We start from the raw sequence: 16,800 nt of genomic DNA, 5'->3' as shown, positions 1-16,800 counted from the left end.
GTTACGGAGCTGGACCGGACAACCCCAGGCAGACCTGCGGGCCCGCCGGCTCCCCGGAGGCTTCCGGATCGAGACGCGAGGACCGATGGCAGCCATCGACGAGAGCAGTGCTCTCGGCCTGCTCGACGAAGAAATCCGCGCACAACTCGGCGACACCGCCCGCTTCTCCGGCGGCCCCGCCGCCTCCCCCCGCACCCTCGTCGACATCTTCGACGCGTCCGTGCGGTCGTTCCCGGACGAGCTCGCCCTGGACGACGGCAGCACGACCCTCACCTACCGCGCCCTCGCCGTCGAGGTGGAGAACCTCCGGCGCCGGCTGTCCGCCGCCGGGGTCGGGCTCGGCGACCGGGTGGGCATCCGTGTCCCCTCCGGCACCAACGACCTCTACGTGGCGATCCTCGCCGTCCTCGCCTCCGGCGCGGCCTACGTCCCGGTGGACGCCGAGGACCCCGACGAGCGGGCCGAGCTGGTCTTCGGGGAGGCGGACGTCCGGGCCGTCGTCGGCGCCGGGCACGAGATCACCGTCCACGGCACGCCGACGGCTGCCGCCGCCCGGCCCGGCATCGAGCACGACGCCTGGATCATCTTCACCTCCGGCTCCACCGGCAAGCCCAAGGGCGTCGCCGTCAGTCACCGCAGCGCCGCCGCCTTCGTGGACGCCGAGGCCGCGCTGTTCCTCACCGAGGAGCCGATCGGACCCGTCGACCGGGTCATGGCCGGGCTCTCCGTGGCCTTCGACGCCTCCTGCGAGGAGATGTGGCTGGCCTGGCGCTACGGGGCCTGTCTGGTGCCCGTGCCCCGCTCCCAGGTCCGCAGCGGCGCCGATCTGGGGCCCTGGCTGGTCGAGCAGGAGATCACGGTCGTCTCCACGGTGCCGACGCTGGCCGCGCTGTGGGAGCCCGAGACCCTCAACGACGTACGGCTGCTGATCTTCGGCGGTGAGGCCTGCCCGCCCGAGCTGGTGCAGCGGCTGGTGACGGAGGGGCGGGAGGTCTGGAACACGTACGGGCCGACCGAGGCCACCGTCGTCGCCTGTGCCTCGCTGATGTCCGGCGCGGAGCCGATCAGGATCGGGCTGCCGCTCAGGGGCTGGGAGCTGGCCGTCGTGGACGAGGCCGGGGAGCCGGTTCCGCTGGGCGGCAGCGGGCAGCTGGTGATCGGCGGGGTCGGGCTCGCACGGTATCTCGACGCCGAGAAGGACGCGGAGAAGTACGCGCCGCTGAAGTCACTGGGCTGGGAGCGGGCGTACCGCAGCGGTGACCTGGTGCGCGCCGACGCCGAGGGGCTCGTCTTCCTCGGGCGGGCCGACGAGCAGATCAAGCTCGGCGGGCGGCGGATCGAGCTGGGCGAGGTGGACGCGGCGCTCCAGGCGCTGCCGGGTGTCGCGGGGGCCGCCGCCGCCGTGCGGGCCGCCCGCAGCGGCAACCAGCTCCTGGTCGGATACGTCGTGACACAGGAGGGCTGGGACCAGGCGGCGGCCGTGCGGCGGCTGCGCGCCGAGCTGCCGGCCGCCCTCGTGCCGCTGCTCGCCCCGGTGGCCGACCTGCCGACCCGCACCTCGGGCAAGGTCGACCGCAACGCCCTGCCCTGGCCCCTGGAGGGCGTGCAGACGGGCGGCCCGGCCGAGCAGCTCTACGGCACCGAGGCCTGGCTGGCGGAGCAGTGGACCGAGGTCCTCGGCATCCCCGTGGGCAGTGCCCGTGACGACTTCTTCGCGATCGGCGGCAGCAGTCTCGCCGCCGCCCGGCTGACGACACGGCTGCGCACCCGCTACCCGAGCGCGGCCGTCCTCGACATCTACCAGCAGCCCACCCTGCGCAAGCTGGCCCGGCATCTGGAGAGGTCGGCGCAGGACGACGGGTCGACCCGCGTCGTCGCCCCGGTGCCCGCGCGCGCCAAGGTGATCCAGACGCTGCTGCTCGTGCCGCTGTTCACCCTGCTGGGGCTGCGCTGGACGGTGCCGCTGGCCGCGCTCGGCAACCTGCTGCCCGCGTACGGCTGGCTGCCGACCGCCCCGTGGTGGCTGGTCGGGTCCGCCGCGCTGCTGCTGTTCAGCCCGCCCGGACGGCTCGCGATCGCCGCGGGCGGGGCGCGGCTGCTGCTGCGCGGTGTGCAGCCTGGACGGTACGCGCGCGGTGGCGGCGTCCATCTGCGGCTGTGGACGGCGGAACGGCTGGCCGAGTTCAGCGGGGCGACCTCGCTGACCGGGTCCTGGCTGGAGCGCTACGCGCGGGCCCTGGGGGCCAGGGTCGGGCCGGACGTGGACCTGCACTCGCTTCCGCCGGTGACCGGCATGCTGAAGCTGGGCCGGGGCGCGGCCGTGGAGTCCGAGGTGGATCTGTCCGGCTGGTGGCTGGACGGCGACCGGTTGGAGCTCGGCACGGTCAAGGTGGGCGCGCACGCCGTCGTCGGCACGCGCAGCATGCTCTTCCCGGGCGCCCGGGTCGGCAAGCGGGCCGAGGTGGCGCCGGGCTCGGCGGTCACCGGTCAGGTGCCCACCGGTCAGCGGTGGGCGGGCGCGCCCGCGGTCAAGCTCGGCAAGGCCAAGCGCAACTGGCCCAAGGAGCGGCCGGCACGGGGCACGTCCTGGCGGGTGCTGTACGGGCTGTCCGGTCTCGCGCTGACCGCGCTGCCGGTGCTGGCGGCCGGGGCGGCCCTGCTGGTGGCGAGCCGCTTCGTGACCCCCGGCGGCGGGCTCGGTGAGGCCCTGCGGGGCGCCGCCCTCGCCCTGGTCCCGGCCACGCTCGCCTTCGGTCTGGCGTACGCGGTGCTGCTGCTGATCGCCGTACGGCTGCTGAGCATCGGTCTGCGTGAGGGCACGCATCCCACGCACAGCAGGATCGGCTGGCAGGCATGGACCGTCACGCAGCTCATGGACCACTCGCGCGAGACGCTCTTCCCGCTCTACGCGGGGCTGGTCACGCCGGTGTGGCTGCGGTTGCTCGGGATGCGGATCGGCAAGGGCGCCGAGGTCTCGACCGTCCTCGCGCTGCCCAGCCTGACCACGGTCGGTGAGGGCGCGTTCCTCGCCGACGACACGCTGACCGCGCCGTACGAGCTCGGCGGCGGCTGGATGCGGATCGGGCGGGCGGAGATCGGGCGGCGGGCCTTCCTCGGCAACTCGGGGATGACCGCGCCGGGGCGGAGCGTGCCGGACGGCGGCCTGGTGGGGGTGCTGTCGGCGACGCCGAAGAAGGCGAAGAAGGGCAGCTCCTACCTGGGTCTTCCGCCGGTGAAGCTGCCGCGGAACACGACCGGGGGCGACCAGAGCCGGACGTACGAGCCGCCCGCGCGGCTGCTGTGGGCGCGTGCCCTGGTGGAGCTGTGCCGGATCGTGCCGGTGTTCTGCTCGGCGGGGCTGGCCGTGCTGACGGTGGCGGTGCTGTGCGCGCTGGGCGTCTGGGCGCCGCTGCTGTCCGGGCTCGTCCTGCTCGGGGCCGGGGGCGCGGCGGCCGTCGTCTCGATCGTCGCCAAGTGGCTGCTCGTCGGACGGCATCGCAGCGGGGAGCATCCGCTGTGGTCCGGCTTCGTGTGGCGCAACGAGCTGGCGGACACGTTCGTGGAGGTCGTGGCGGTGCCGTGGCTGGCGGGCGCCGTGCCGGGCACGCCGGTGATGACGGCGTGGCTGCGCGGGCTCGGCGCACGGATCGGCAAGGGCGTGTGGGTGGAGAGCTACTGGCTGCCCGAGTCGGACCTGGTGACGCTGGAGGACGGGGCGACGGTCAACCGTGGGTGCGTCCTGCAGACTCACCTCTTCCACGACCGGATCTTGCGGACGGATACTGTGGTCCTCCGTGAGGGTGCCACGCTGGGCCCTGGCGGGATCGTGCTGCCCGGCAGCACGATCGGGGCCCGGACGACCCTGGGTCCCGCGTCGCTCGTCATGGCCGCGGAGTCCGTCCCGGACGACACCCGCTGGCTCGGCAATCCGATCGAGGCATGGCGTCCCTGAGAAGGGGCTACTCGCAGTCGGTGGGCGGTGCACCGGCGGCGGGTGGTTCGAGCACAGGTCAGGGAGCGGACGGGGACGTGGCAGTTCAGCAGGCGGTCGGGCCGGATCCGTATTTCCCGGCGAACGGTGATTCCCGTTACCGGGTGCACCGCTACGAGCTCACGCTGGACTACCGGCCCGCCCCGAACCGGCTGTCGGGCGCGGCGCGGATCAACGCCATCGTGGGACGCTCGGCGCTGCCGGAGTTCCAGCTGAACCTGGCCGACTTCAAGATCGGCCGGGTCCGGGTGGACGGCCGGCCCACGCACTACACCCACCGCGGCGGCCGGCTGCGCGTGCGGCCGGCCAAGCCGCTGCGCGCCGGGGCCGCCTTCACCGTCGAGGTCCACTGGTCGGGCAACCCCAAGCCGGTGAACAGCCCCTGGGGCGGGATCGGCTGGGAGGAGCTGGGCGACGGGGCGCTGGTGGCGAGCCAGCCCGTCGGGGCGCCCTCCTGGTACCCGTGCAACGACCGGCCCGCGGACAAGGCGTCGTACCTGATATCGGTCACGACGCCGTCGGCGTACTCGGTGGTGGCGGGCGGCCGGTTGCTGACGCGGACCACGAAGGCCTCGACGACCACGTGGGTGTACGAGCAGGCGGCGCCGACGTCGAGCTATCTGGTCGGCCTGTCGATCGGGAAGTACCAGACCGTCCTGCTGGGCGACCCGGGGCTCGGGGGCATCCCGCAGCACGGGCACCTCCCGGCGGAGCTGCTGGCGGAGTTCTCGCGGGACTTCGCGCGCCAGCCCGGGATGATGCACCTCTTCCAACAGCTCTTCGGGCCCTACCCGTTCGACGAGTACGCGGTCGTGGTGACCGAGGAGGCGCTCGATGTCCCGGTCGAGGCCCAGGGGTTGTCGCTGTTCGGCGCCAACCACGTGGACGGCGCGCGGGGTTCGGAGCGGCTGGTGGCGCACGAGCTGGCGCACCAGTGGTTCGGCAACAGTGTGTCCATCGCCGACTGGCGGCACATCTGGCTGAACGAGGGGTTCGCGAAGTACGCGGAGTGGCTGTGGTCGGAGCGGTCGGGCGGGCGCAGCGCGCAGCAGCTCGCCGCGGTCGCGCACCGGTCGCTGGCCTCGCAGCCGCAGGACCTGCGCCTCGCCGATCCGGGCCGCAAGTCGATGTTCGACGACCGGCTCTACGAGCGCGGCGGGCTCACCGTGCACGCGCTGCGCTGCGCGCTCGGCGACGACGCGTTCTTCCGGATGCTGCGTGCCTGGCTCGGGCTGCACCGGGGCGGTTCGGTGACGACGTCGACGCTCACCGCGCACGTGGCACGGTTCGCACCGGAGCCCCTGGACGACCTGTTCGACGCGTGGGTGTACGGCACCGTGCTGCCGCCGCTGCCGGTTGCGTCGGTGGGCCGGGGCGCGGAGTCGGCGTAGGCGCTCCGCTGTGCTCGCGCTGATGAACCGGGCGGTGGTGAGCCGCCCGGTGTTCGGCCTGCGGGCCGGTGGGGGCTGATCGCGCGGTTCCCTCGCCCCTCACGGGGCACGACGCCCCCCGACGGGTGTGATCGGCAAGGCGGGCACAATGGGGTCATGGCCCGACGTACCGCCCGCCCGCGCACTTCCCCCGTCGGCTGCCCGTGCGGGCTGCCCGCCGCCTATGACGCCTGTTGCGGTCGTTACCACTCGGGCGGCGAAGCCGCGCCCGGCGCCGAGGCGCTGATGCGGTCGCGGTACAGCGCCTTTGTCCGGGGTGACGTGGGATATCTGCTGCGGACGTGGCATCCGCGGACGCGGCCGGAGCGGCTCGAGCTCGATCCGGGGATGCGGTGGACGGGCCTGGAGATCCTCGGGACGGCGGACGGGAGCGCCTTCCACACGACCGGGACCGTGGAGTTCCGGGCCTCCTACCGGGGCGGCGCGCTGCACGAGCGCAGCCGCTTCGAGCGGGTGGCCGGGGCGTGGGTGTACGTGGACGGGGAGTTCCCGGAGGGCTCCGCATGACCCGCTAGGGCGCCAGGATGTCCAGTTCCTGGAGGGCGCCGACCGTGATCTCCCGGGTCAGTTGTTCCGCGCGGGCCGCGTCGCCCTCGCGGACCGCCTCCGCGACCTGGACGTGGAGGGTGACGGCGGTCGGGTCGGGGTCCTCGAACATGACCTCGTGATGGGTGCGGCCCGCCAGGACCTCCGCGACGACGTCGCCGAGGCGGGCAAACATCTCGTTGCCCGAGGCGGCGAGGATCACCCGGTGGAAGGCGACGTCGTGGACGAGGTATGCCTCCAGCCGGTGGCCGCGTGAGTTGGCCACCATGCCGAGCGCGCACTCGGTGAGTTCGGCGCACTGCTCCGCCGTGGCGTGCTTCGCCGCCAGGCCCGCCGCGACCGGCTCGATCGCCGAGCGCAGGACGGTGAGGGAGCGCAGCTGGTGCGGGCGGTCGGCGCCCGCCAGCCGCCAGCGGATGACCTGCGGGTCGTAGACGTTCCACGCGGCCCGGGGGCGGACCGTCACGCCCACGCGGCGGCGGGACTCGACCAGGTGCATGGACTCCAGGACGCGGACCGCCTCGCGCATCACCGAGCGGGAGACGTCGAAGCGCTGGGCCAGTTCGTCGGTGCGCAGAACACTGCCCGGCGGGTACTCACCCGCGGTGATGGCGGGGCCCAGGGCGTCCAGTACTTGGCCGTGCAGACCCCGGCCCGGAGTGGTCATGCACTCAGAGTACGGGGTAGATCACGGAGCCAAAAAGTCAGACTTATTTGTCACACACTCTTGAATTCGTCGTACCTAATCGGTTTCAGTGTCGTCGGCGTCCGTTGGCGTCAGACGTCGGAGCAGACAGCGAGGCAGAGATGCGTACCCCCCATGTCGTCGTGGTGATGGGCGTCGCCGGCACGGGCAAGACCACCATCGGTCCCCTGCTCGCCGCCCGGTTGGGCGTTCCGTACGCCGAGGGCGACGACTTCCACCCGCAGGCCAACATCGACAAGATGTCGGCCGGCACCCCGCTCGACGACGACGACCGTCGGCCGTGGCTCGACGCCATCGGCGGCTGGGCGGAAGCGCGGGCCGGACTCGGCGGGGTCGTCAGCTGCTCGGCGCTGAAGCGGTCGTACCGCGACCGGCTGCGGGCGACGGCCCCCGGGGTCGTCTTCGTGCATCTCGCGGGCGACCGCGCGCTGATCGAGGACCGCATGGCGCACCGGCAGGGCCACTTCATGCCGACCGCGCTGCTCGACTCCCAGTTCGCCACGCTCCAGCCCCTCCAGGCGGACGAGGCGGGCGTCGTCGTCGACGTCTCCGGCAGCCCGGAGGCCATCACCGGCCGGGCCGTGACCGCGCTCGACGCGCTCCCTCAGCCTGCCTGACCTTCCCGCACCACCCCGTACTTCCCTCCCCCGTCCCCGTCACCTGCAAGGGAATCACCCGTGACCAGACTCAGTGTCGAGATGCTGGCAGCGGACACCGTCGAGCCGATCACCTCGGCCGGCCACGCGCAGCTGGGCATCGCCGTTCTGGCGGGCATCGCCGTGATCGTCCTGCTCATCACCAAGTTCAAGCTCCACGCCTTCCTGGCGCTGACCATCGGCTCGCTCGCGCTGGGCGCGTTCGCCGGGGCGCCGCTGGACAAGGCCATCGCCTCGTTCACCACCGGGCTCGGCGCCACCGTCGCCGGGGTGGGCGTGCTGATCGCGCTGGGCGCGATCCTCGGCAAGATGCTCGCGGACTCCGGCGGCGCCGACCAGATCGTGGACACGATCCTCGCCAAGGCGGGCGGCCGCTCGATGCCGTGGGCGATGGTGCTGATCGCCTCCGTGATCGGTCTGCCGCTGTTCTTCGAGGTCGGCGTGGTGCTGCTGATCCCCGTCGTGCTGATGGTCGCCAAGCGGGGCAACTACTCGCTCATGCGGATCGGCATCCCGGCGCTGGCCGGCCTGTCGGTGATGCACGGTCTCGTCCCGCCGCACCCCGGTCCGCTGGTCGCGATCGACGCGGTCGGCGCCAACCTGGGCGTCACCCTGGCGCTCGGCGTGCTCATCGCCGTCCCGACGGTCGTCGTCGCGGGTCCGCTGTTCTCGCGGGTCGCCGCCCGCTGGGTCGACGTCCCCGCTCCCGACCGCATGATCCCCCAGCGGCCCTCCGAGGACCTGGAGAAGCGACCCGGCTTCGGCGCCACGCTCGCGACGATCCTGCTGCCCGTCGTCCTCATGCTGTCCAAGGCGCTGGTCGACATCGTGGTGGACGACCCCGAGCACACCGTGCAGCGCGTCTTCGACGTCGTCGGATCCCCGCTGATCGCGCTGCTCACCGCCGTACTCGTCGGCATCTTCACCCTGCTCCGGCCCGCCGGGTTCGCCAAGGACCGGATCTCGGGGCTGGTCGAGAAGGGCCTCGCGCCCATCGCGGGCATCCTGCTGATCGTCGGCGCGGGCGGCGGCTTCAAGCAGACGCTGATCGACTGCGGCGTGGGTCGGATGGTCCTGGACATCTCCAAGGACTGGTCGATCCCGGCGCTGCTGCTGGCCTGGCTGATCGCGGTCACCATCCGGCTGGCGACGGGTTCGGCGACCGTGGCGACGATCTCGGCGGCCGGCCTGGTCGCACCGCTCGCGGCCGACATGTCGACCACGCACACCGCCCTGCTGGTCCTGGCCATCGGCGCCGGCTCGCTGTTCTTCAGCCATGTCAACGACGCGGGGTTCTGGCTGGTGAAGGAGTACTTCGGACTCACCGTCGGCCAGAACATCAAGACCTGGTCGGTCATGGAGACCATCATCTCCGTGGTCGCCGGCGGCCTGGTCCTGCTCCTCTCGCTGGTCATATAGCGGTACGGCGGGAAGGAGAAGGAGTACGGGCATGAGTCATCCCCTGTTCGACATCAGCGGCCGGACCGCCCTGGTCACCGGCTCCAGCCGGGGCATCGGGCTGGCCCTGGCCCGGGGCCTCGCGGAGGCCGGCTGCACGGTGGTACTCAACGGGCGGGACGCGGACCGTCTCCAGCGGGCGGCCGCCGGGCTGCCGGGCGAGGTGCACACGAGCGTGTTCGACGTCACCGACGGCTCCTCGGTGGGCGCCGGGATCGCCGGGATCGAGGACCGGGTCGGTCCGCTCGACATCCTGGTCAACAACGCGGGTGTGCAACTGCGCGCTCCGCTCCTGGAGTTCGCCGAATCCGACTGGCACCGGCTGCTGGACACCAACCTCACCAGCGCGTTCCTGGTGGGCCGGGCGGCCGCCCGCGGGATGACGGAACGCGGCCACGGAAAGATCATCAACATCTGCTCGCTCCAGAGCGAGGTGGTCCGCCCGGGCATCGCGCCCTACGCGGCCACCAAGGGCGCGCTGAAGATGCTCACCAAGGGCATGTGCGCGGACTGGGGGCCGTACGGCGTCCAGGTCAACGGGCTCGGTCCGGGCTACATCGAGACCGAGCTGACCGGGCCCCTGGTCCGGGACGAGGAGTTCAGCGCGTGGGTGCGGCGCCGTACCCCGGCCGGGCGGTGGGGCCGCACCGAGGACCTGGTGGGCGGGGTGCTGTTCCTCGCCTCGCCCGCGGCGGACTTCGTCAGCGGACAGGTGCTGTACGTCGACGGCGGTATGACGAGTGTGCTCTGAAGGGGCGTGACGAGGGATGCTCGGTTGTGTGATCCACGGTCGGGGCGACCTGCGCGTCGAGGAGCTGGCGTCGCCGGTGCCCGGACCGGGCGAGGTGCTCGTCGCCGTCCGCTACGGCGGGGTCTGCGGCTCCGACCTGCACTACTGGCGACACGGCGGGGTCGGTGACTTCCGCCTGAAGGAGCCGATGGTGCTGGGACACGAGGTGGTGGGGACGGTCGTCGCGTACGGCTCCCCGGCCCCTTCGGGTCCCCCTGCCGGTACGCCGGTCGCCGTGCACCCGGCCACCCCCTGCGGGGTGTGTCCGGAGTGCGCGGACGGGCGGCGCCATGTCTGCCGGGACACCCGCTACCTCGGCAGCGCGGCCCGGACGCCGCACGTGCAGGGCGGGTTCGCGGGCGAGATCGTCGTCCCCGTCGGGCAGGTGCGGTCGCTCCCGGAAGGGCTTCGGCCGCGTCGGGCCGCGCTCGCCGAGCCGCTGTCGGTGGCGTTGCACGCGGTGCGGCGGGCCGGGGCGGTGTCCGGGCGGCACGTCCTGGTCACCGGTGCCGGACCGATCGGCGCTCTGGTGGTCGCGGCGGCGAAGGCGGCCGGCGCGGCCCGGGTGACCGTGACCGACCTGCTGCCCACCGCCCTCGGCCATGCCCGCGCCGTGGGCGCCGACACCGTCGTACGGGCCGACGATCCGGCGGATCCCGGGTGGCCGTCGGAGGTGGACGTGGCCGTCGAGGCGTCCGGGGTGGCCGCCGGTCTCGACAGCTGCCTGCGGCTGGTGCGCCGTGGCGGGGTCGTCGTGCAGCTGGGCATGCTGCCGCCGGGGCAGAGCCCGTTCGCCGGGAACCTGGTGGTCAGCCGGGAGATCGAGCTGCGCGGGGCGTTCCGCTTCGACACGGAGTTCGACGCGGCGCTGCGCCTGCTCGCGGCCGAGCCCGCCTTCGACGCGCTGATCAGCGCGGTGGTCCCGGTGCGGGACGCGGAGTCGGCGTTCGCGCTCGCCGCGGACCGGGACCGCTCGTGCAAGGTGCTGCTGGACTTCGGGAGTCGAGAGGCCGGGTGAGGAGAGCGGTCGAGGGGTCGGCTAGGGGCGCCACAGGCGGTGTTCCCGGCGGGCCCATTCACGGCTCACCGAACCCGTGCGCATCCCGCGACGGGCCTCCGGGTCGCCCAGGGCCATGCCGATGTGGCCGGCCAGGACGACGCCGATCGTCAGGGCGAGCCAGTCGTGGACGAAGGTCGCGCTGGTGCGCCACATGATCGGGGTGAGGTGGGTGAACCACATGAGCAGGCCGGTGCCGACCATCACGAGGGTCGCCCCGGCGATCCAGGCCGCGTAGATCTTCTGTCCGGCGTTGAACTTGGCCGCCGGACGCGACTGCCGGCGCTTGTCCCGGCGCAGGGCGGCCCCGAGCCAGCGACGGTCGTGCGGGCCGAAGCGGTTGAGGTGGCGCAGGTCGGAGCGGAACGCGCGGGAGGCGAGGCCCGCGAGGACCGGGACGGGCAGGGCCAGGCCGGCCCATTCGTGGACCCGGACCACCAGCTCGCGCCGGCCCACGAGCTGGGCGAACTCGGGGATGTACAGGAAGGCCGCCGTCACCACGCACACGCCCATCAGCAGGGCCGTGGCGCGGTGCACCCATCGTTCGGCGCGGGTGAAGCGGGGGATCCGCGTGGTCGCCGGCGGCGCCTCAGCTCGTAGGCTCATCGTCCCGTCCGTTCGAGCGGCCGACCCAGGCGTCGACGTCGTAGCCGCGCTCCTCCCAGTAGCCGGGCTTCACCTTCTCGGTGACGGTGATGCCGGAGAGCCACTTGGCGGACTTGTAGAAGTACATGGGCGCCACGTAGAGGCGGACGGGGCCGCCGTGGTCGTGGCCGAGGTCCTTGTCCTGCATGCGCAGCGCGACGAGGACGTCGGCGCGGCGGGCCTGGGCGAGGGTGAGGCTCTCGGTGTAGGCACCGTCGAAGCAGGTGAAGCGGATCGCGCCGGCCTCGGCGCGGACTCCGGCCGCGTCGAGCAGGGCGGACAGCCGGACGCCCTCGAAGGGCGTGCCCGGCACCCGCCAGCCCGTGACGCACTGGACGTCCTTGACCATCCGGGTCTGGGGCAGGGCCCTGAGGTCGGCCAGCGTGTAGGTGGCGGGCCGGTCGACCAGGCCGTCCACGGTGAGGCGGTAGTTCGTGGCGTTCCTGTGCGGGACCGAGGAGGTCACCGAGTAGTAGCGGAAGCCGCCGCCGTTGGGGAGCAGACCGGTGAGGCCGGTGGGGTCCTTGTCGGCGGCGCTGCCGAGGAAGGCCTCCATACCGCGCTGGAGCGGGGGCGCCGCGACGACCCCCAGGGCGCCGAGGGCGAGCGTGCCGAGGAAGACCCGCCGGCCGACGGGTGTGCCGCGTTCCGCGGGCGCTGCGTCCGGGCCGGCTGCCTCGGATGGTTCGGCCGGCTCGGATGGTTCGGGGTTCACCCTTCCATTCGAGCACTCGGGGGCCTGCCGGGGCCAGGGATCCCGGGCGGCCGTCAGACTTCCGTCATCACTTCTCACCCGGCTCTCAGACCGAGCGCGGCGGCACGGGCCGTGTGGAAGGCCCGGTGGGGGTCGCGGTCGGGGTAGGACCAGGGCTCCGAGGTGGCGTGCCGGCCGATGCGGTGGAAGAGGGCGGCGGCCTCGGCGCTCCGGCCCTCCAGGACCTTGGCGTGGGCGAGGAAGTTCAGGTCGATCAGGTGGCGGGGGTGGTCGTCGTGCTCCCACTCCAGCCACCAGTCGAAGGCGGCCTTCGTCACGCCCCGGGCCCGGCCGTCCCGCCAGTGCCCGGAGGCGGCGGGGTCGGCGGGCGCGAAACCGTGGGCGGCCAGGACGCGGTAGCGCTCGGCGTGCGCGACGACCGGGAGGATCGCCAGCGGGGAGTCGGCGGGCGCCTGTTCGGCGGCCCAGGCGGCGAAGTCGTGGACCTCGTGCAGCGGGTCCGGGCCGCCGTCCGCCCGGCGCTCGGCGAGCCTGGCGACCATGAGGTGGTGCGCGTGATGGTGGTCGCGGTGCCGGGACCGGATCTCCTCGAAGATCCGCACGGCCGCCGCCCCGCCGTCCCGTTCCAGCTGGAGCAGGCCGAGCCAGGGGGTGGGGTCGGCGGGCGCGAGCGCGGCGGCGGACCGGCAGGCGGCTCGGGCGACCGCCGCGTCCTCCTTGCCGCGCAGGGTCCGGCGGACCTGGGCCAGGGCGAGCAGCACGGCGGCGTCGGCGCTGCCGGGTTCGGCGAGCAGCCATTCGTGGGCCCAGGCGGCCGCGTAGGGCTCCAGGGCGAGGACCGCCGTGCGGTGGGCGCGGCGGTCCCAGTCGGCGCCGGTACGGGCCAGCAGGGAGCGGACGGGCTGTCGGCGGCCCTGGGCCAGCGCGGCGCGGGCGAGGCCGAGCTCGGTGTCGTCCAGGGCCGGGTCGGGGATCCGGCGAACGCGCTCGTGATCGCGGCCGGGAGGGGGCGGGGGTAAGGGCACCGCGGGACTTCCTCATCCTCCTCGGCGGCGGATCCGACATCGGCCCGCGATCGGCCGATCACGCACAGCCAATCCCTAGGGAACACTCACCGTCAAGGGTCGGGGAGGGACGAACAGGTGCCACAGGCGCCGGCCGCTCCCCCGGTGGCGGGAATCCGGTGGTGGAGCGCCGCTGGTGGGACCCCCCGCCGCCGGGTGTCCCGGCGGCCGGTGTGGCGTACGCCATGGCGCGGCCCGGCCGGAGCCCACACCATGGCGGTAGGGCCGCCCCGCACCCCCGACCCCGTTCCCGGGTGCCGCGGCCGGGTCAACCGCCCGGTTCCGGGTACTCGGGGCGCCGAGGGCGCTGGAACGCTACAGTCGGCCACTACGCATCCCGTCCGTGGTCCGACCGGATGATCGAGGTAGGCAGCGTGTCGGTTCTGGTTCTGGTTCTCGCCGTGAGCGCCGCCTGCTGCCTGGGCTTCGGGTTCGTCCTCCAGCAGAACGCGGCCCAGCGGGCGCCGCTCGGCGACTTCCTCTCCCCGCGGCTGCTGCTCGACTTGATCAAGGTGCCGCGCTGGCTGGGCGGCATCGGTCTGATGGTGGCGGGCATGGCGCTGGGTGCGATCGCGCTCGGACAGGGCGAGATCTCCCTGGTGGAGCCGCTGCTCGCGACCAATCTGCTGTTCGCCCTCGCGCTCTCCCGGCACCAGACGAAACAGCCGCTCGGCCGCCAGGGCTGGGCGGGCCTGCTCCTGCTCGCCGGCGGGGTGACCACCTTCATCGTGGCGGGCGAGCCGCGCGGCGGCACGGCGGTCACGGATCCGCTGCGGCACTGGCTGATCATCGGGGTGATGGTCGGGCTGGCGCTGCTGCTCACCACCTACGCCAAACGCTCCCGGCTCAGCTCCGGCCCGGTGCTGCTGGCCCTCGCGGCCGGCCTGCTGTACGGCGTCCAGGACGCGCTGACCCGGGTCAGCGGACAGCGCTTCTCCGCCGGCGGCCTCGGCGAGCTGATGACCGGCTGGCAGCCGTACGCGGTGCTCGCGCTCGGCGTGACCGGCCTCGTGCTGGTCCAGAGCGCGTTCGAGACGGCACCCCTGCGGATGTCGCTGCCCGCGCTGACCGCCGCGCAGCCCCTCGCGGGGATCATCTGCGGGGTCGGCTTCCTCGGCGACCAGTTGCGCACCGACACCGGCGCGCTGGCCTGGGAGGCGGCGGGGCTCGCGGCGATCGTGGCGGGCATCGTGCTCCTCGGGCTGCACCCGGCGATGCCGCGCGGCACGGCGCCGCGCGAACGGGTCCCGGACCTCCAGCCCCAGTAGCCGCCGGCACCGGCGGCGGGCCTGCTTGGATGGGCCCATGAGCGCTGCTGACGAGATCCTCGACATCGTCGACGAGAACGACCGGGTGATCGGACAGTTCCCCCGCGGGCAGGCGTACGCCGAGGGCCTGCGACACCGGTGCGTCTTCGTCCGGGCCAGGGACGCCGAGGGCCGGATCTTCGTCCACCGCCGCACCCCGACCAAGCTGGTCTTCCCCTCGCTGTACGACATGTTCGTCGGCGGGGTGGTCGGCGCGGGCGAGTCGTACGACGACGCCGCGCTGCGTGAGGCCGAGGAGGAGCTGGGCGTGAGCGGCCTGCCCCGCCCGGAGTTCCTCTTCAAGTTCCTGTACGACGCCGGCGCCGCCGGGAGCTGGTGGTCGGCCGTCTACGAGGTCCGCTGCGAGCTGCCGGTGCGCCCCCAGGCGGAGGAGGTGGCCTGGCACGAGTTCCTCCCCGAGGAGGAGGTCGAACGGCGGCTGTCCGTATGGGAGTGGGTGCCGGACGGGCTGGCGGCGTACGAGCGGCTGAAGGCGCACCGGACAACCGGCTGAGCGGGGCGGGAACCGCTGCGGCGGGCGGCAGGAGCGGGGCGGTCGGCGGTCGGCGGTCGGCGGTCGGCGGTCGGCGGTCGGCGGTCGGCGGGTAGGGTCCTGCGGGTGATCGAGTTCGTACGGAACGTCCGGTTGTGGTTCGCTCCCGAGCAGGTCCGGGAGGAGGGCCGCACCCCCGACTACCGGTTCTCGCTGGCCAACGAGCGCACGTTCCTCGCCTGGCTGCGGACCGCGCTCGCGCTGATCGGCGGGGGCTTCGCGGTGGATCAGTTCCTGCCGGATCTGCGCTGGGGCTGGCGGGTCGGGCTGGCGCTCGCGCTGCTGGCCGCGGGCGTGTTGTGCTCCCTGCGCGCGGTCAACCACTGGATGCGCTGCGAGCGGGCGATGCGCCGGGGGGAGGACCTGCCGGCGTCCCGCTTCCCGGCGCTGCTGGGCGTGCTGGTCGCCGTGGTGGCCCTGGCGATGGCCGTCGTGGTGCTGGTGGGGTGGGAGGGGTGAGCGAGGTGGCCCGGCCGGTGCGTGACCCCGGCCTGCAGCCCGAGCGGACCCGGCTCGCCTGGCGGCGTACGACGCTGGCGAGCACGGTGGCCGCCGTGCTCGCCGTGAAGGCGGCGCTGCACGGCGGGGTGTCGGCGTCCGGGATCGTCGCCTGCGCGCTGTGCTGCGGCCTGTGGCTGGCCTTCCTGCTGCTCGCGCACCGCCGGATCCACGCCCTGTCCGCCGCCGCGGTCCCGGCGGCCCTCAGCCCGCGGCACGCCACGGCGGCGGTGCTGTGCGCGGTGGCGACGGCGGTGTGCGCCGCGGCGCTGGTGGTGGTCTAGCGACTCGTGCGGGGTCCCGCCGGCCTCACCGCTCCGCGTTCTCGGCGGCCTCGTCCGCCCAGTCCACCGTCACCACGATCTTGCCCCGGGTGCGGCCCTGTTCGTTGAGCCGGTAGGCGTCCGCGGCACGCTCCAGCGGGAAGGTGTCGGAGACGTGCACGGACACCACACCCTGTTCGGCCAGTTCCGACAACCGGGTGAGGTCGCCGGCGTCGGGACGGACCCAGAAATACCGGCCGCCGTACCCGACGACATCCCCGTCGGCGATCGACGCCAGGCGTCCTTCCGGGGCCAGCAGATTGGCGGAGACCCTCAGCGTGTCGCCGCCGACCGTGTCGAAGACCGCGTCCACGCCCTCGGGGGCCAGCCCGCGCACCCGCTCGGCCAGCCCCTCGCCGTAGGTCACGGGTTCGCCGCCCAGCGAGCGGACGAAGTCGTGGTTGGCCTCGCTCGCCGTGCCGATCACGCGCGCGCCCAGATGGCGGGCGAGCTGCACGGCGATGGAACCGACGCCGCCCGCGGCCGCGTGGACGAGAACGGTCTCGCCGCGCTTCACCTGGAGGGCCTGGTTCAGCACCTGGTAGGCGGTGAGCCCGGTCAGCGGCAGGCCCGCGGCCTCCTCCCAGGTGAGGTTGCGCGGCTTGCGGGCGAGAGTGCGCACCGGGGCGCCGACGTATTCGGCGAAGGTGCCGCGGGAGAGGAAGTCCTCGCGGACGTAGCCGATCACCTCGTCGCCGACCGCGTACTCGGCGACGGACACCCCGAGCTGCACGACGACCCCCGAGACGTCCCACCCGGGGATCACCGGGAAGACGGCGTCGAGCATCGGGTCCAGGTAGCCCTCGCGGGCCTTCCAGTCGACAGGGTTCACGGCCGCCGCCCGGACCTTCACCAGCACCGAGTCGGGGCCGATCTTGGGCTCGCGGACGTCCCCGTACACGAGCGTCTCGGGGCCGCCGTAGCGTGAGTAGCTGATGGCCTTCATGGGTCCGACCCTCCGGGGTACCCGGACGCCACGCAAGCCGAATGACCCGATATGCGGAGTTCGCGTGGCAGCCTGTCCGACGTCATCACCCCGC

16 protein-coding genes are annotated in these 16,800 nt (G+C 73.5%); 11 read left to right on the top strand and 5 right to left on the bottom strand.

Annotation, left to right across the window (positions count from 1 at the left end):
* The first annotated feature begins 85 nt into the window (after positions 1-85).
* The 3 genes from OHU34_RS33490 to OHU34_RS33480 all read left to right on the top strand — a co-directional run bounded on the left by OHU34_RS33490 (position 86) and on the right by OHU34_RS33480 (position 5,949).
* Positions 86-3,952: a Pls/PosA family non-ribosomal peptide synthetase gene (locus OHU34_RS33490; protein WP_405769874.1), complete on the top strand. Its 3,867-nt coding sequence runs from the start codon at positions 86-88 to the stop codon at positions 3,950-3,952.
* A gap of 77 nt (positions 3,953-4,029) precedes the next feature.
* The gene (locus OHU34_RS33485) at positions 4,030-5,382 is read left to right on the top strand and encodes a M1 family metallopeptidase (RefSeq protein ID WP_405769871.1); all 1,353 of its coding nucleotides are present in this window, start codon (positions 4,030-4,032) and stop codon (positions 5,380-5,382) included.
* A gap of 156 nt (positions 5,383-5,538) precedes the next feature.
* The gene (locus OHU34_RS33480; RefSeq protein WP_142269519.1) at positions 5,539-5,949 is read left to right on the top strand and encodes a YchJ family protein; all 411 of its coding nucleotides are present in this window, start codon (positions 5,539-5,541) and stop codon (positions 5,947-5,949) included.
* Positions 5,950-5,953: 4 nt separating this feature from the next.
* Here OHU34_RS33480 and OHU34_RS33475 read toward each other — a convergent pair whose 3' ends face one another.
* Positions 5,954-6,655 carry a FadR/GntR family transcriptional regulator gene (locus tag OHU34_RS33475; protein WP_142269520.1) on the bottom strand — a complete coding sequence of 234 codons (702 nt, stop codon included), beginning with the start codon at positions 6,653-6,655 and terminating at the stop codon, positions 5,954-5,956.
* A gap of 140 nt (positions 6,656-6,795) precedes the next feature.
* Here OHU34_RS33475 and OHU34_RS33470 point away from each other — a divergent pair, with 140 nt between their 5' ends.
* From OHU34_RS33470 to OHU34_RS33455, 4 genes are read left to right on the top strand one after another with little or no spacing between them, the layout of a single operon-like run.
* Positions 6,796-7,311, top strand: a complete 516-nt coding sequence (locus tag OHU34_RS33470; protein ID WP_142269521.1) for a gluconokinase — start codon at positions 6,796-6,798, stop codon at positions 7,309-7,311.
* Between the two features lie 60 nt (positions 7,312-7,371).
* A complete protein-coding gene (locus tag OHU34_RS33465; protein ID WP_142269522.1) occupies positions 7,372-8,769 on the top strand; it encodes a gluconate:H+ symporter in 1,398 nt (465 codons plus the stop codon).
* Between the two features lie 31 nt (positions 8,770-8,800).
* The gene (locus tag OHU34_RS33460) at positions 8,801-9,559 is read left to right on the top strand and encodes an SDR family oxidoreductase (protein ID WP_142269523.1); all 759 of its coding nucleotides are present in this window, start codon (positions 8,801-8,803) and stop codon (positions 9,557-9,559) included.
* A 16-nt stretch (positions 9,560-9,575) separates the two neighbouring features.
* A complete protein-coding gene (locus OHU34_RS33455; protein ID WP_142269524.1) occupies positions 9,576-10,616 on the top strand; it encodes an L-idonate 5-dehydrogenase in 1,041 nt (346 codons plus the stop codon).
* 21 nt (positions 10,617-10,637) lie between these two features.
* Here the strand turns inward: OHU34_RS33455 and OHU34_RS33450 are convergent, their stop codons facing one another.
* From OHU34_RS33450 to OHU34_RS33440, 3 genes are all read right to left on the bottom strand, one after another.
* Complete coding sequence (locus OHU34_RS33450) at positions 10,638-11,261, bottom strand: cytochrome b/b6 domain-containing protein (RefSeq protein ID WP_142269525.1); 624 nt, start codon at positions 11,259-11,261, stop codon at positions 10,638-10,640.
* Positions 11,245-12,015, bottom strand: coding sequence for a molybdopterin-dependent oxidoreductase (locus tag OHU34_RS33445; protein WP_054239346.1), 771 nt, complete (start codon positions 12,013-12,015; stop codon positions 11,245-11,247). The genes OHU34_RS33450 and OHU34_RS33445 overlap by 17 nt, the downstream gene beginning before the upstream one ends.
* A gap of 74 nt (positions 12,016-12,089) precedes the next feature.
* Positions 12,090-13,040 (bottom strand): hypothetical protein, encoded by a 951-nt coding sequence (locus OHU34_RS33440; RefSeq protein WP_142269526.1) that lies wholly within the window; start codon positions 13,038-13,040, stop codon positions 12,090-12,092.
* A gap of 413 nt (positions 13,041-13,453) precedes the next feature.
* Here OHU34_RS33440 and OHU34_RS33435 point away from each other — a divergent pair, with 413 nt between their 5' ends.
* The 4 genes from OHU34_RS33435 (at position 13,454) to OHU34_RS33420 (ending at position 15,721) form a co-directional block, all read left to right on the top strand.
* Positions 13,454-14,347 carry a DMT family transporter gene (locus OHU34_RS33435; RefSeq protein WP_142269527.1) on the top strand — a complete coding sequence of 298 codons (894 nt, stop codon included), beginning with the start codon at positions 13,454-13,456 and terminating at the stop codon, positions 14,345-14,347.
* Between the two features lie 37 nt (positions 14,348-14,384).
* Positions 14,385-14,900, top strand: coding sequence for an NUDIX hydrolase (locus tag OHU34_RS33430; RefSeq protein WP_142269528.1), 516 nt, complete (start codon positions 14,385-14,387; stop codon positions 14,898-14,900).
* Positions 14,901-15,005: 105 nt separating this feature from the next.
* Entirely contained in the window at positions 15,006-15,398 is a 393-nt protein-coding gene (locus OHU34_RS33425) for a YidH family protein (RefSeq protein WP_020128261.1), read from the top strand.
* Positions 15,395-15,721, top strand: a complete 327-nt coding sequence (locus OHU34_RS33420) for a DUF202 domain-containing protein (RefSeq protein WP_230196371.1) — start codon at positions 15,395-15,397, stop codon at positions 15,719-15,721. Before OHU34_RS33425 ends, OHU34_RS33420 begins: the two co-directional genes overlap by 4 nt.
* A 25-nt stretch (positions 15,722-15,746) precedes the next feature.
* On the opposite strand, the gene OHU34_RS33415 is transcribed toward OHU34_RS33420, so the two are convergent.
* A complete protein-coding gene (locus tag OHU34_RS33415) occupies positions 15,747-16,706 on the bottom strand; it encodes an NADP-dependent oxidoreductase (RefSeq protein ID WP_142269530.1) in 960 nt (319 codons plus the stop codon).
* Between the last annotated feature and the right edge of the window lie 94 nt (positions 16,707-16,800).

Origin of the sequence: Streptomyces sp. NBC_00080 (assembly GCF_045041255.1) — a bacterium.
GTDB lineage: Bacteria > Actinomycetota > Actinomycetes > Streptomycetales > Streptomycetaceae > Streptomyces > Streptomyces coriariae.
Note: the sequence above shows the minus strand (reverse complement) of the source record. Positions and strands in the feature narration are given on the sequence as shown.

Excerpts from the sequence above, each read along its gene's own strand:
- OHU34_RS33490 (WP_405769874.1), top strand. The coding sequence starts at position 86 with ATGGCAGCCATCGACGAGAGCAGTGCTCTCGGCCTGCTCGACGAAGAA.
- OHU34_RS33480 (WP_142269519.1), top strand. The coding sequence starts at position 5,539 with ATGGCCCGACGTACCGCCCGCCCGCGCACTTCCCCCGTCGGCTGCCCG.
- OHU34_RS33475 (WP_142269520.1), bottom strand. The coding sequence starts at position 6,655 with ATGACCACTCCGGGCCGGGGTCTGCACGGCCAAGTACTGGACGCCCTG.
- OHU34_RS33470 (WP_142269521.1), top strand. The coding sequence starts at position 6,796 with ATGCGTACCCCCCATGTCGTCGTGGTGATGGGCGTCGCCGGCACGGGC.
- OHU34_RS33460 (WP_142269523.1), top strand. The coding sequence starts at position 8,801 with ATGAGTCATCCCCTGTTCGACATCAGCGGCCGGACCGCCCTGGTCACC.
- OHU34_RS33455 (WP_142269524.1), top strand. The coding sequence starts at position 9,576 with ATGCTCGGTTGTGTGATCCACGGTCGGGGCGACCTGCGCGTCGAGGAG.
- OHU34_RS33450 (WP_142269525.1), bottom strand. The coding sequence starts at position 11,261 with ATGAGCCTACGAGCTGAGGCGCCGCCGGCGACCACGCGGATCCCCCGC.
- OHU34_RS33430 (WP_142269528.1), top strand. The coding sequence starts at position 14,385 with ATGAGCGCTGCTGACGAGATCCTCGACATCGTCGACGAGAACGACCGG.
- OHU34_RS33415 (WP_142269530.1), bottom strand. The coding sequence starts at position 16,706 with ATGAAGGCCATCAGCTACTCACGCTACGGCGGCCCCGAGACGCTCGTG.